The organism is uncultured Desulfosarcina sp. (assembly GCF_963664155.2).
Taxonomy (GTDB): domain Bacteria; phylum Desulfobacterota; class Desulfobacteria; order Desulfobacterales; family Desulfosarcinaceae; genus Desulfosarcina.
Genome location: NZ_CAXXXH010000001.1, coordinates 2019378 through 2033315, shown reverse-complemented (window position 1 = coordinate 2033315; position 13938 = coordinate 2019378). Strand labels below are relative to the sequence as shown.

The window sequence follows — 13938 nt, the reverse complement described above, 5'->3', positions numbered from 1 at the left end:
AGGCAGCTATCATAATGAAAATTCTATCATTCAACCCGGGCCACGATGGCGCATTTGCTTATCTTGAGGATGGTAATTTAGTAGTCTCAATTGAGGCTGAGAAACACTCCCGTTATCGATACTCACCACTGTCCGTTCCGGATGTGTTCAACGTTCTCGGTGAACTCAAAGAAGTTCCCGATGTGCTTTGTAGAGGTGGCTGGTCGTTTAGCGACACGCATTTTTCTGAGCAACAAGTCCTTGCTGGATACCATGGCGTCAGCAACAGCGACATTATAGTTGGTCAAAAACGCTTATTAGGGAAGATGGTTGAATATTTCTCATCTTCCCACGAACGTTCCCATCTTCTCTGTGCTTTTGGCATGTCGAATCTGCCCAAGGGAACCCAGTGCTATGCATTACTTTGGGAAGGAGTGATCGGCTCATTCTACGAAATCGATTCCGAGTTGAACCTTTCAAAACTCGCCGATGTGATGCCTGAACCTGGACATCGCTATGCACTGCTTTACGGCCTGGCTGACCCTACCTTTGATAAAAGTGTAGCAGAATTCTCTCGATTTTCTGACGCGGGGAAACTCATGGCTTTGGCTTCATTTTCGAAGAGAAGCAAGCCTTCGGATGAAGAGGAGGAAATAATCGCGTTTCTCATGCAGGATTGCCTACACCTAAAGCCGAAGGAGTGTGAGGTGTTAAGGCATTGCCGACACTACAACGTAGGGCTGGATGACCCTGAGTTTCGTAATTTCGCAGGTATTGTCAGCAACAAAATATTCGATCGTTTTTATCAATTTGCCGAGTCGAACATGAAGAGAGGCATGCCGTTGTTAATCACTGGGGGCTGCGGACTAAATTGTGACTGGAACACGAAGTGGAAGGAGACCAATCTTTTTTCCGAGGTATTTGTGCCACCTGTTGCCAACGATTCAGGCTCGGCGATCGGCACGGCGATTGACGCGCAGTTCCATTTTACAGGGAACCCTAAGATAGATTGGAATGTCTACTCTGGTCTTGAGTTTATATTCAATGACGCATTCGACGCATCTTTATTTGATGAGTACGAAACTAACTACGCAATAATTGCCGACATGCTGGATAGCAACCTGATCATCGGATGGGTAAATGGAAAATACGAAATCGGACCACGCGCATTGGGAAATCGTTCGATTCTTGCTTCGCCATTCCAGGATAGCACTAGGGTGCGGCTGAATGAAATTAAACAGCGCGAACAGTTTCGTCCGGTTGCGCCCGTCTGCCTCGAAGAAGATGCTGTAAGATGGTTCGGCTGCAATCACCCGAGCCCATTCATGCTTTACACGCAGCTCGTTTCTACGGATGCGCTTTCTGCGGTGACACATGTCAATGGGACGGCACGCATTCAAACGGTGTCTCCTGTGACTAACGGCCATTTGTATGAGCTGCTCGTGGCGTTCAAGGCACGTACCGGTTACGGCGTCTTGTGTAATACCTCTCTAAATTTCAAAGGAAGGGGGTTTATAAACAACATAGCCGATCTCTCGGCCTATACGATAGAGCACAATTTAGATGGCTTTGCAATTGAAGGGCGAAGCTATATGTTGAAGTCATCGACAAATTATCAGGCGTATCTGAGGATGCCAAATACTATAGCTGGCTCAACGAAGAAGGTACCGGAAACTCTACAAAACCAATTCTCAAAATGAGAATTTTAGTTGCAGCGAGAACGGGGTTCCTGAGCAAAAATCCGTGATCTGTACGGATATTATTTTCGGTGTTGCAGTTTTCACCTAAACACACCCGCTACCCACCCAACAACTGACACTCGCACTCCAACCGCCGGCCAATTCGCTCCTCAATGACATCCCGCGCCTCCATGTCGTCGTATCCAAATTTGCGACAGCATTGCTCCAGATACTGAAAGGGTTTCCAGTTTGAGTTTCGAGGGTCATGGTCTTGGCCGCATGAATATCGGATTTCCCGTAAATTGCCATTTTGATCCATGAACTTGTATTGTTGGAGATTCGTTCGAAGCAACTCAAGATATCCCCGCATGAACCGCTGATAAATCTCTGGCTGGTCCAGGTCGATGTATGTTTTGCTGGCTATTGTGTAAGTGTTGTGCATATGTGAAATCCTCTTTTCTAAAAATTTCCGGTCGCTGAGTAAAACCGCTTTTCGTTTTCAGTGGAAAATCGATTTTTATCCCGCGATCGCCCTAAATCCAAAGAAACAAGAACGGTTTTCAAAAGTAAAATGGTTATCATGAGCGCTTTATGAAACTGGCCACCCAACAATGATTTTGCAGGCGGCCAGCATCTATTGATTCCATCCCCATCGCAATCAACTATAACTCCAGGACTTCCTCGGCGATCTCGACGGTATACCATTCATGCCCACATCCACCGTCTTCCTCCAGATGGATTATTTTCCGTCGCTTGACCGGAATCCCCATGAACTCCACCTGCGAATATCTTCCAAGAACCTTTGCATCAACGACTTCCTTGCAAACAGGACAATATTTCGTACCCATGATCTTTATCTCCTTTTGATGGATGCACCCAGTCACAGATGCACCCATTTTATTGTTAATTTATAACGCCGATTCTATCGACCGACAGTATGTCATTGAATTCCTGAAACAATTGATCCCCAAAACAAATTGATCTGGGATCCATAAACTTGAACCCCAGAAGATTCTGAATTATCGAGCACTGCCAGTCAAGTTAAGCAGGTACCTTTTCATACAGTTTTTCAATAGTGCCTTCAATCATCCAACGTAATCCCCATGCGTCATGATACATTTTTTCCGCAAACTCGGTAATCTGCCTTGGAGTAGCAGTAAACAGCCAGTTAAATGGTTTGTCAGAAAACTTGATATACAGTCTTGGCAGTCGCCCAACTACATTTTCAAACTCAACGGAATCATCACCATATTTGTTTTTTAGATCTTGCATAATGACATCCAGAACCTTTTTCATAAATTCTTCTGATTCAGTGATTTGTTTCGCTTCAAATCGTACACCATTTTCATCCCATAGTAGTCTTATCTCTCCATAGAAAATACTATCAATATAGATAATGTAATTGTTATTTCCATTTTCATTATAGCAACCTTTAAATGCATTCCATGGCTCATAAAAAGTAAAATTATATGAATCAAAATAAACACCCCAAAAAGTATCTTCCATAAATTTTTCTTTCGATGGTAGTCGATAATCCTTTAAGCGATTAACTGCATGCCAATTTTGATAATATTCAATATATTTTTCTTTTAATGTATCATGGTCAATCGAAAACAATAGAATAGGTACGTTATGATTTTGCATTTCACCAATAATCCCTGCGACTAAATATTCATCAGCAACAGGTATTCCGTCATCGATATCATTGCTATCGTTTGTGAAGCAGATTATTTTGATATCACAGTCTTTGCCAATATCATATAGAGCTTCATAAACTTGATTGACGGTTGGCGATCCCAATTTTAGATCTATCATTATTCTTGTACTATGACTGAAATTTTCTTCCCTAGCATCTGTAATTACTATGCAGCGTTTATCATCCTTATGACAATATTTCTTGCTTATAAAATCTGTAGGTACAGCGATTTCGTATTTTTTCAAGAACTGCCTTAAATTCTCGTCCTCTGAAAAGGTTTTTAACATTTCATCCACATTATATTTGCTTTTTACGTTATCCATTATCTTTCTCCTTTTTAATTCCTGCTTTTAAATTTTCAATTACTAAATCGCGAATATAACCTGATACTGTGACTTCCAGTTCATCAGTGATACTGACTAATTGTTGATAACTATCCTCTGTAAGCAACACCCCAACATTACGCGTGTACAATCGTTTTCTCATTTTACATTTCCTCCTTGATGGATTTTATATCATTTATATTTTGTTCTCATTTAATAGAGCAATTGGATTCAGTTCATAACTTGCATAATTTAATATGAATTATGTGGGTTTGTACTATGGATGAAAAAATGCTTGTACCGGATGGGGAAATTTTTATTGCTAAGATGGTCTATTAGCTCGATATGAGCGAAAACTCTATCACTTAATATTATGATATAAGATTCGAATAAAAACCATTATATGAGGGTATTAATAGAGGAATGGAAAGCGTTGCTTTCCCCAAAGGAGCTGCTGCTTAACAATTTAATGTCTGTTGCTAATAATCTAAGGATAAAAATATGATAACCTGCATTTAGCTGCTGCGAGATTGGATACTAAATCGATAAGATTAAAAACGAATGATTTTCTGTAAAACATGCTTTAATCTAATAATTAGAATAAAAACAATTGAGTAACCCCAAGATTAAAAAATTAACGCAATTTCCAACTTTTATTCTTTATATATGCTTTTATATATATTTGTATTTTTATTTCTTCTTAGTCTTTGGGATAAGAATTACGTTAATTTTTTAATTTTCGTTGTAAGATGGTGTAATCAGTTTATTTATGGGATTAAAAGCAATATAATCCATTTTAATTTTTCTAATCTATTTCTTGGGTATTATTAGTTTATAGCAGCAGGCAACTTTGGGAAAAGAGATCTTTTTATTTCACTCATGATATTAGATTATAGACTTCAAAAGAAAAGGGACTATCCCAAACATGAATGTTCAAAATAATCCCTTTATTTCACCAATTCCTATATTCTGTTTATTCAGAAAATATCCTTAATTGGTTCGAATGTTTACTAGAGTTTTCAATTCGATATCCCTCCGATTCAAGTCCTGCTCGAAATTCTTTTTTCGATAGCGTACGCTTTAAACCCTCTGTCGAACAAAAATCTTGATAGCATGAATACACATCTTTAAATGGAACTGAATCAATTCCGCCAAATATTTTTGTAAACTTTGATTCAGCAAAGTCGATCACACTGCTGTTGTTTTGCCTATATCGACTTTTTGATCTGCGCATCGACGGGCTTTCACTGAAAATGAAACTTTGATCTCTCAATCGTTTATATCCTTCAAGCGCCCAATTAAAGATTCCAGACAGTTCAAGAATGAGTTTGTTCGTCAATTCGACATCCATCTCATTCTCAGAAAATTTGCGTGGGAAATCGACGACATGGATTCTACGCCACATGCCATGGGTATTGTCTTCAATTTCCGGAAGAATGTTCATACCCAGAAAGTGCTTGGTAAATGGTTGGAAACTCGTTGGCCTCTTGTACAATTCACGGCCGGTGACCCAATCACCAGCAACCACAGCCTTGATCAGATCCGTATTCATGCATCTGGCATTGGGCGTTTCACCGGACACGTTGATCATTTTACCGAACAGCTCAGGCAGGTATCTTTCATCATTCAATCGGTTCAGGCTGATATTGCAAACGTTTTCCTTGCCGCATAAGCCGCTGATCACATCGATGAAGACGGATTTTCCATTGCCCCCATCACCAACTAAAAAGAAGATGACCGCCTTTGGTATTGCCTTATGGAATGCGTATCCGACTGCCTCCTGAATGAATAAGATAGTATCAGCATCGCCCATGAACACTTCATCCAGATATTGCAGCCACCGAGGGCATTCAGCTTCGGGATCGTAATCATAGGGCAGCAGATTGGTCGTGAAAATTTTCGAGTCGTGCCCGATAAGCTCATATGTCGAAAGATCGTATAGACCATTTTGCATCGTTAAATATCGGACCTGGTCTTTGTAGGCTTTCTCTGTATCAACAAGATCATTACCAATCGCATAATGAATAAAATTGGTCTTCATCGAAGGCGTAAATAGTTCTCGATATGGTCCCAACTCCATCTGACAAATATTATTCAATCGATAATCGCTGACCTGTTCATAGCATTTACCATTATAGCGAAAACAGGCCTGTTCCTTTTCCAGGAATTTCAGCATGTGCTTTTTGTACATGAATTCCTGGAAGGAAACGATTTTCAATGAATATTTGCCATTGTCACTCTTATGGATAGCTCCGGAGATGAACAGCGGATCCTGGCGCTCTTCTTCAGCGAGATTCGAAAATTCCTTTGCCTTTTCAATGTTATGTTTCAGATAGTCATCCGGAGATGAATGCTCCCGATATTTATCGCCGATCCGGTAATTCTCAAAGATGCCCTTGATTTGAGCGAAATCCATTCCCTTGTTGAACAAAACCGTGATGACCGCCTGATCCGCTTCGCTTCGGGATGGGTATGATCCATCGTTTCCATTGATGATCAGCGATTTGATTTTCGGAGATACTGGCAGTGAGGATATATCCTGATCCCATTCTGAGGAACCAATGACGGGATCAGTTGATGCAGATGTCTTTTTCGATTTGGGTTTGGACTGGAAATCCATGAAGGGCCTGAACGTATTCAACTCATAGGTCGGCCCCGAATCCATTACAATGTCAACAGGTCGGTGATTGCCAGGGAGTTTGAAGTTGAATGTCCCAGGAACGCGCAATATGCGATTGATATTGTGTGTCCCAACATCGGCATGGATTTTCACCAAAATCGCTCGATTGACGTTCTCAAGGTTATTTAGGCCTATTTCTGAGACATTTGCCGGAGTATTCAATACCCAATAGCAATGAAATCCGCCACCGCTGTGGATTACGATGGTCGGCGGGATTTCAAATGCTATGATAGCGGCGAGTGCATCATCATATGTATCATATTCTGGCTTTTTTTTGTGGCCAGCTTGCCCATAATCGACCTCAGCATGAAAAGACGACAGGTAGTGGATATTTTTCTCTCCGCTTGCTTGGCCAACGCGCGGGTTGATGCCAAAATAGACTTCCAGGCCCTGCTGACATGCTTGATATGCTGCATTCACTGCATCTTGAATATTATTGTGGTAGGATCGATATTTCGGGCCATTGTAAAAACCGTCAATTTGGATCTCGCCACAACCGTTCCGCAATGATTCTGCGAACAAAATGTTGAAAAATAGTGTTGCTGCTTTTTGGTACCGCTGTTTGTCTGTGATCATGTTTTGTGGATACATTACATATCTTCCTCCTTTGGTTGATTTGTTGGGAGTGCCGCTGCCACCGCTTCCCGGACCCACTGGGCAATACTGATCTGCTGGTCATCGGTTATCCGCTTTATTTCTTCGAAGTGGTCCGGCGGCAATGCAATGGTCAGTGATTTTGAAAATTGTTTTCTTCTCATTTGAAATCCTCCTTATTAAAATGAAATATGATGCAATGATGATTGCATTTGTATTGTTTAGTTCTGTAAAAACAGACAGTTTAGTTCGAGTATGAAACTTGATTGGTAGTACAGAAAAAGAAAGGGCAGCCCCTGCATAATGCAGAACCCACCCTTTTATTCACATCAGTATGCAAACTATTTAAATATCCAGCCCGTTTTGCTTAGGAATTGGGATGCCGACCACTTTCTTGATTTCCTTCTTCCATTTGATCAGCGGATTATCCTTGTGACGCCTATATATCGCCCTGATGGACGCGTTAGTCTGCCCCCGGCGGATCATGGCAATCGCCTGTTTCATAACCACGTCTGAACTTTTCCCAAACCGCCCCAGATGGTTCATCGTCCCGATCCATATGGCGTCGGTCACATAGGGAGAAAGATCGCTGATCAGGTCGTCTATGTTGGTTGCATCCAGCATCGGTTCGACGCTGACAGACGTTTTGAATCCCTGATCATATGCATGTACCAACGATGCCCTGCGCTCGACATAACTCGGTGAGTTCGGTTCCCAATACGACAATATTTTATTGTCCTGGGCACCGATGGTGAAACGAAACAGGATCTTATCTCTGTATTCTGCCAACTCCTCGCAGAGTTTTTCTATGCACTGAATATGTGGTTTGCTGACAACCAGCACTCGATTGCCAACTATCAACAGTTTTTTCAGCACCTTTATGCATGAAACCAAGTTATAGGGGGTGATATCGTGGCTCGACGGGAACATTACCTGCCCGCTGTACATTCTATGTCGCTTTGCAACATCGTGGGGCCGTACACGCTCAATTGGCCATTCCTCAGGCGTAACCTGTTTGAATCTCACCGCCATGCCCTTCGCGTAGCAGTAGAGGCAATTGTGAGAACATCCGGTAACACAGTTTACCGTCTTAACCGACCATTCTTGTGTTCCGTGCCCTCCTGACTTCTTTTTTACATTTTGTTTAGTTTCTTGGTTTGATTTCATTGTAAACATACCTCCCATGAATTGAATTTAATGCAAATGAATTTTGCATTTGGGAATATGTTCGAAATCCTACGTGATGACAGTGACTTAAAAAATATTTTTGTGTTTGAAAAATAAAAAAGGCAACCACAAAAGAGTTGCCTTTGTTGATATTTAAAGATTTTGTGATTTATCGACTATGACAGAAATATAACAAAATATTGAAAATATATAAATGGTAACAAATATCAATAAGTTAAACTATATCTTTTCAATCTTGCCAGTTAGAAAGTTGGGAATCTCTTCAGATTTTCCTTTGATATTAGGGTCTTCTATCTTCGAACAGTCCGTTTGGAACAAAGGCGCTTCCGTTAGAACTCGAGTTGCCGCATAGTGATATTGATTTGCCTTCCTCGGAACCTTTTTCCCTTTGATTATGTTATGATTGAGAAGCACTTGCAGTTCCTTGTGCAGCGTCGACAAGGAGAACTCCTCTACATGTCCCTCCAGACTTGTCATAATATCATCCCTGGTCGCCCACCCTTTGTTATTTGAGTCATCGGTATAATCATTAAGCATTTGCTGGGATGTGGAGCTTTTGTGTTTTGTATATTTTTCCTGATATTCAATATTCTGTGTAAGAATAGCACTATATATAGCAAGTTGGCGTGGTGTTAGAAAGTCGTTACCAACGCTAAATATGCCGCCGAAAATCATCAAAAAATATGCATAGTCAATTTTGGTCGCCTTGATCGGTTCCTTTCCCCCTGTCTCTCCCTCCGAGATCAAATCTTGAAGGTCCAGTCCGACAAATGATGCCTGCAGTTCTTCAGGTCGCAGCGGCGGGGTATTGTTAATGCGGGTTATATTTCTAATAATCCTAAACATTGACTCCACAAACGGGACTATATTTTGAAACCTTGCTGCATCTGGTTCTACTATCTGGCCAGCAAAATCGATATCAACTGGGTGGGCACCAACCCTGCCAAGAAGTGTTCTTACGCAGGCACACTCAACTTTACTGCGCCGCTGTGATTCATGATCTGATTTGACCAACAGACTCGCCAGTCGCCCCTGTTTAGATTCGTGGTCGGCATTAACGTGAATTCGTGTCACATACCGATTTTGCAGTAATGGATTGGCAGGATTTTTTGTGAGCGCCAAGAATGAGGTCGGCACCTTAGCCTGGGAATGCCTATTGCTTTGGTCGATTTTAGTGCTGAGTTCTATGTCCATTAGTAGCTTTGACAATAGATCCCTTGCAGAATCCGCGTCATAACAGATAACGGTTTTGCCATCGAAACTGATTTCACCGCTCTTCATTGCCTTGCCGGTTGGTGCTTGAATCCAAGAGTCCGCCGGGACCAGGTTTAGGCATGTATGCAACAACTCAAGAGCACCGGCGCCTTCATCTTCCGTAATGATCATTGGAACGGGATCGCCCAGTCTCGATGACATGATACCGATGATGATCGCCATCGCCTGGCATAAGTGGGTGGTAGCGATCCCCTGATTACGAAGCACCTTGGAGATCTTGATGATGCCTGGTTCAAGTTCCGTGGCCATGGGGAAAAAGGATTCCACGATCTTTGCTGGCAACGCGGGTAATGAGTCCTTTGTGGCTGCTTTCTTCGGCATTTTGATCCCCTTCCCGAATTGTAATTATAGATCCGTATCCAATCTTTCGGTCATGTGCGTGGCAATCCATTGAAGCTGTAAGATATATATCGGAAAGTAGTCAGATTTCTTAACAGGGTTCAACCCTTATCATGTTACGGTCACCGCCAGGCGATGGCCGCCCCAACCAAGTTCCCTGCCCAAAGAATCAATCGCCTATCCTATCCGTCCTTTTCCCCGTCGATTTGCTTGCGCTTGGTGCGGTATCGAATTTTTTCCTTCAACTTCATCCCTTCAGAATCATTCCGCCATCTATCCTTTTGATTTTTCTTAGCTGCACAACCTGGACAGAACCTTTTATCGCTGCGGGTCATTACGATAAATTTCCCGCAATGATTGCATTCCCTGAAAAATGACAACGGCAATCCGCTGAGAAGGTCTATGAAATTATTAACGACATCGATGGTTCTTTTATAAAAGGTGGCGCGACCGGGATCAAACGAAAACTTGAACTGCACGGTCATATCATAAAACCGTTCTCGATGAGCATGATCGCTTTGCCTGAGAAGATCTTTGTATTGGTAATATTCAGTGGACCTTAAGTTTTCAATATCACGATCCAAGGCCTGCGCTTTATCTCTCGATGGGATAATTTCATTTTTATAATCAAGCAGAGCAACCTTGAACTGATCCCACATGGGTTTAAGCAAGGCGTGATATTCGACGATTGATCTCCCGTGGTCGATATTTCCCATGTCTTCAGGATCAAGTTGATCCATCCAGAATGCATTGTCAAAGAGAATGGCCACAAGGTTATTCCAGTAATCCTCAGTTTTTTGTTCGTCGCCTGCGATCCCTTTTATAAGTTCAGCATCGGCTTCTAAAAAATCCTGAACCAGGAACTGGACAAGTTTTTTGGTTTTTGGCGTAATTTTTTTTGGATTTTTTGGCATTTCTTATATTTTTTTATCTTGCTGAAATAATTAGCATAGTATGTTTTTCGTGTATTTACCATAAACGCTAATTATATGGCCATTCGTTATATAGTAAATGGTAATAAGAGTAATTTCAATCAGTTGTTGCTTTTCATGAATTAATGATAAATATACTGTAACAGTCATGGTGCTCTTTGACAACGAAATACCGGAACCGCGACACCGAGATCCGCAGGGCATAGGGCGGAAGCGAGTAGCTCGTCAACAACCACTCGGTTAGCGTGGATGGGAGTGTGATAACAACCAGCTCGAAATCGGATGTAAATGTGGGCAGGCAATTGCAAGAAACGGTGCCGAGACACCCTGTTACGGCAGGTAGGAAGGGGAACCGAAAATCCCTGATACGCAGTTAATGCGAAATGAACATCTATCGAGAAATGCCTGAAATGTCCGGAATTAAACAGCAATTTATTCCTGACATTCTTCGGGACATGAAAAAACACTTCGGTTTTCCTCAGGGATAATGGGGAAATACTGACAATTCTAACAATCAACACATAGGGTCCAACCCTGATTATTTTACGGTCATCGCTCAGGCGATGGCCAACACACCAATTACCTTTCCAAAGAATCAGTTACAGGCCGTTCAGGCCGATTTTAAAAGAGATGTTACTCTGGATCCGGAAGGCAGAGGACATCGTGGTAGATTCAAGTTTGAGGCGATCATCGAGGAATTACGCTGGTATTCCCCATGAAATAGTAAACATACACAAACTGGCGAAAATACTTTTAACCAGCACCAGTACCTTAAGAAAGGGGTGGCGACGGCTTCCTCATTTTTTTGTTGGTGAAGGATGTAATTTGAAATCAGCTCGATTTGATGTTAAAAAAGTAATAGATTTTCTGGAAGAAGAAGCTGAGGCAAGGCGAAACAATGGGACAATACAAGCACAAAGACAAGAAGAGGGGATGGTTCACCCGTTTCATGCTGGACGGGGAAATTTACAAAAAAGAGGGGTTTCCAACAAAATCCGAGGCGGCGGAATGGGAAGAAAACGAACGTTATCGCAAAAAGCATCCGGAACAAGCGACGCAAAAGACGATCCCTTTGACCTTTGCGCGGGTATCAAATAAATACCTGGGTAACTATTCCAGTGATTATCATCAAAAAAATACCTATCGGCAAAAAGCATTTGTTTTCCGTAGCTTTATCACCTTTATTCAACAAGATCCCGAAATCGAAGATTTAGCACCTCCTGATTTTGTAAAATACCTCAAAGTACGTAAAGATGCCAATAATCTGGCCAGAATGGATGAGGGTAAGCTAACAAAAGAGCAAAAAGAATTTTTGGCGCAATATTCCTTCCTTGTTCAGCGGAAAGGATCGGATGGAAACAAGACTGCTAATCGGGATCTTAAAGAATTCAAGGCACTTTTCACTTGGGCTAACCGCCAAACTATCATTCAACACAATCCAGTGGTAAATCTTGAACCATATCCAGAGGAAGAAACGCCCCGCTATATTCCACCAGCTGAAGACATAGATAGGGTTATTCTTGTTGCATCCGATTGGGAGCTTGATTTCATTCAAACGCTCTATCATACATTAGGGCGGTTATCCGAGATTTTACGTTTAGAATGGAGGGATGTTAATCTTGAAAAACGAACGGTAACGCTTCGGACCCGGAAACGCAAAGGTGGACAAATGCAATCTGACCTTGTTCCAATGTCCGCAACTTTGCACAGATGTTTTAATAAAAGGTGGGATGAACGCGATAAGTCCAGCCCAAACGTTTTTACAAAACCAGGCGGAGGGATGTATACGAAAAATGATATGTGCATTCGAGAGATGATGGCCAGATTGTGTAAAAAGGCGGGGGTAAGAAAATTTGGGTTCCAAGCAATCCGCCATCATGTCGCTATGATTTTAGAAGATTCTGGAAAGGCAACACTGAGGGAAATCCAAAAGATGCTCCGGCATAAGCGCCCAACAACAACCGACAACTATCTTAAAGGTCTTTCCCCGTCCATGAAAAAGGTTGCCAGCATTTTGGACAAACCTAAAAAATCCTACCTTCAAGTTGTCGAAACATCCAAATCCCGATCTTAAAATTCAGCTGGCATACTTTGGTGTCGTTTAGTAACTTCAAACCGCATTATAACGATTATTGTAACGATTTTCCAAAAAGACAAAAAAATAAGGTCAATCTAAGAGATCTTAAATTGACCTTAATCCTTAATAATGGCGGAGAGAGAGGGATTCGAACCCTCGGTGCAGCTTTCACCACACACTCGCTTAGCAGGCGAGCGCCTTCAGCCGGCTCGGCCATCTCTCCAGGGTCAGCTATTTGGGTCTGGCGGAGGGAGTAGGATTCGAACCCACGGAGCTTTCACTCAACGGTTTTCAAGACCGCCGCCTTAAACCACTCGGCCATCCCTCCACTGAAATAAGTCGCCTCAATACCATTTTGCACCATCAGCGTCAATCCTTTTATCCCCCGGCCAGTCCGGGATGCATCCGGGGGTGTCGGCTCAGCAGGTTGCCTTATATCGACACCGGAATCCATGATGATCAAGAAATTGATCAAGGACTGAAGAACGAAGGCCAAACGATGGTTGTCGTTAAATGCAGTTGTTGTCGGATACTTCAAATGATGGTTGACATCAAAGATGTTTTGTGATGTTCCTCCGGGCACAAAAAAACAGCAAAATATCGCTTCTGGAGGAAGACGTGTATGAAACAAAAATATGTGGTTCTATTGGACAATGAAAATGGGAAGCTGGCCATTCAGGAATACGCCGAACTGGACAAGGAGATGCTCTCCCTGCTGTGTGAGGAAACCTATGATGCCATAGCGATCAAGGCTGCCATGGATAAGGACCGAAATGCCCTGATCCAGGCCCTTCGCACGCATAATATGTATCCACCGGGCACGTACACGGAACGTATCGCCGATGCCATTGTCGAGATGTTTCAGCCTGGTGCCAACTCCTCTGCCGAGCTTTTTTTCGAAGAAAGGGAGTTGTTCGACCCCGTGGTCCCAGCGGTAGTGGACGAGTCTGATGACGACGATGATGAGGACTCCGGGATAGAGGTGGATGATCTGCTCGATGATGACATCGATGATGATTTCGAAGAAAAAGGGATCATTAAAGATCTGAAAAATTCCATCAAAATTTCCGATGAGGATGCCAGCATCGACGAGGCCTGACCCCAGTCAACACCATTGAAATCACAGGCGCCCGTTCAGACATGCGGACGCTTGTGGTTTTCCTTCAGTGATTTCCT

11 protein-coding genes and 2 tRNA genes are annotated in these 13938 nt (G+C 42.4%); 3 read left to right on the top strand and 10 right to left on the bottom strand.

Annotated features, from left to right (window positions below):
- The first annotated feature begins 14 nt into the window (after positions 1 to 14).
- Positions 15 to 1679 (top strand): carbamoyltransferase C-terminal domain-containing protein, encoded by a 1665-nt coding sequence (locus ACHZBS_RS09300; RefSeq protein ID WP_319406219.1) that lies wholly within the window; start codon positions 15 to 17, stop codon positions 1677 to 1679.
- Between the two features lie 641 nt (positions 1680 to 2320).
- Here ACHZBS_RS09300 and ACHZBS_RS09295 read toward each other — a convergent pair.
- The 8 genes from ACHZBS_RS09295 to ACHZBS_RS09260 form a co-directional block, all read right to left on the bottom strand.
- Entirely contained in the window at positions 2321 to 2506 is a 186-nt protein-coding gene (locus tag ACHZBS_RS09295; RefSeq protein WP_319406218.1) for a hypothetical protein, read from the bottom strand.
- 193 nt (positions 2507 to 2699) lie between these two features.
- Entirely contained in the window at positions 2700 to 3677 is a 978-nt protein-coding gene (locus tag ACHZBS_RS09290; protein ID WP_319406217.1) for a hypothetical protein, read from the bottom strand.
- Positions 3670 to 3840 (bottom strand): hypothetical protein, encoded by a 171-nt coding sequence (locus tag ACHZBS_RS09285; RefSeq protein WP_319406216.1) that lies wholly within the window; start codon positions 3838 to 3840, stop codon positions 3670 to 3672. The genes ACHZBS_RS09290 and ACHZBS_RS09285 overlap by 8 nt, the downstream gene beginning before the upstream one ends.
- Before the next feature lie 810 nt (positions 3841 to 4650).
- The gene (locus tag ACHZBS_RS09280; protein ID WP_319406215.1) at positions 4651 to 6948 is read right to left on the bottom strand and encodes a phage/plasmid primase, P4 family; all 2298 of its coding nucleotides are present in this window, start codon (positions 6946 to 6948) and stop codon (positions 4651 to 4653) included.
- Positions 6948 to 7115 (bottom strand): hypothetical protein, encoded by a 168-nt coding sequence (locus tag ACHZBS_RS09275; protein ID WP_319406214.1) that lies wholly within the window; start codon positions 7113 to 7115, stop codon positions 6948 to 6950. Before ACHZBS_RS09275 ends, ACHZBS_RS09280 begins: the two co-directional genes overlap by 1 nt.
- A gap of 181 nt (positions 7116 to 7296) precedes the next feature.
- On the bottom strand, positions 7297 to 8118 hold the full coding sequence (locus tag ACHZBS_RS09270) for a radical SAM protein (RefSeq protein WP_319406213.1): 822 nt from the start codon (positions 8116 to 8118) through the stop codon (positions 7297 to 7299).
- A 240-nt stretch (positions 8119 to 8358) separates the two neighbouring features.
- The gene (locus ACHZBS_RS09265; protein WP_319406212.1) at positions 8359 to 9735 is read right to left on the bottom strand and encodes a hypothetical protein; all 1377 of its coding nucleotides are present in this window, start codon (positions 9733 to 9735) and stop codon (positions 8359 to 8361) included.
- Between the two features lie 200 nt (positions 9736 to 9935).
- Entirely contained in the window at positions 9936 to 10667 is a 732-nt protein-coding gene (locus tag ACHZBS_RS09260) for a hypothetical protein (RefSeq protein WP_319406211.1), read from the bottom strand.
- Between the two features lie 916 nt (positions 10668 to 11583).
- Here ACHZBS_RS09260 and ACHZBS_RS09255 point away from each other — a divergent pair.
- Positions 11584 to 12759 carry a tyrosine-type recombinase/integrase gene (locus ACHZBS_RS09255; RefSeq protein ID WP_319406210.1) on the top strand — a complete coding sequence of 392 codons (1176 nt, stop codon included), beginning with the start codon at positions 11584 to 11586 and terminating at the stop codon, positions 12757 to 12759.
- A gap of 133 nt (positions 12760 to 12892) precedes the next feature.
- On the opposite strand, the gene ACHZBS_RS09250 is transcribed toward ACHZBS_RS09255, so the two are convergent.
- Positions 12893 to 12985: transfer RNA gene (locus ACHZBS_RS09250), tRNA-Ser, on the bottom strand.
- Positions 12986 to 13004: 19 nt separating this feature from the next.
- Positions 13005 to 13090: transfer RNA gene (locus tag ACHZBS_RS09245), tRNA-Ser, on the bottom strand.
- Between the two features lie 294 nt (positions 13091 to 13384).
- Between ACHZBS_RS09245 and ACHZBS_RS09240 the strand changes: the two genes are divergently transcribed.
- The gene (locus ACHZBS_RS09240; RefSeq protein WP_319406209.1) at positions 13385 to 13861 is read left to right on the top strand and encodes a hypothetical protein; all 477 of its coding nucleotides are present in this window, start codon (positions 13385 to 13387) and stop codon (positions 13859 to 13861) included.
- The last annotated feature ends 77 nt before the right edge of the window (positions 13862 to 13938 follow it).

Bases quoted from the DNA above. Each gene is read 5' to 3' on its own strand.
- ACHZBS_RS09300 (WP_319406219.1), top strand. From the start codon at position 15: ATGAAAATTCTATCATTCAACCCGGGCCACGATGGCGCATTTGCTTAT.
- ACHZBS_RS09255 (WP_319406210.1), top strand. From the start codon at position 11,584: ATGGGACAATACAAGCACAAAGACAAGAAGAGGGGATGGTTCACCCGT.
- ACHZBS_RS09260 (WP_319406211.1), bottom strand. From the start codon at position 10,667: ATGCCAAAAAATCCAAAAAAAATTACGCCAAAAACCAAAAAACTTGTC.
- ACHZBS_RS09275 (WP_319406214.1), bottom strand. From the start codon at position 7,115: ATGAGAAGAAAACAATTTTCAAAATCACTGACCATTGCATTGCCGCCG.
- ACHZBS_RS09240 (WP_319406209.1), top strand. From the start codon at position 13,385: ATGAAACAAAAATATGTGGTTCTATTGGACAATGAAAATGGGAAGCTG.
- ACHZBS_RS09265 (WP_319406212.1), bottom strand. From the start codon at position 9,735: ATGCCGAAGAAAGCAGCCACAAAGGACTCATTACCCGCGTTGCCAGCA.
- ACHZBS_RS09295 (WP_319406218.1), bottom strand. From the start codon at position 2,506: ATGGGTACGAAATATTGTCCTGTTTGCAAGGAAGTCGTTGATGCAAAG.
- ACHZBS_RS09290 (WP_319406217.1), bottom strand. From the start codon at position 3,677: ATGGATAACGTAAAAAGCAAATATAATGTGGATGAAATGTTAAAAACC.
- ACHZBS_RS09280 (WP_319406215.1), bottom strand. From the start codon at position 6,948: ATGTATCCACAAAACATGATCACAGACAAACAGCGGTACCAAAAAGCA.
- ACHZBS_RS09270 (WP_319406213.1), bottom strand. From the start codon at position 8,118: ATGAAATCAAACCAAGAAACTAAACAAAATGTAAAAAAGAAGTCAGGA.
- ACHZBS_RS09285 (WP_319406216.1), bottom strand. From the start codon at position 3,840: ATGAGAAAACGATTGTACACGCGTAATGTTGGGGTGTTGCTTACAGAG.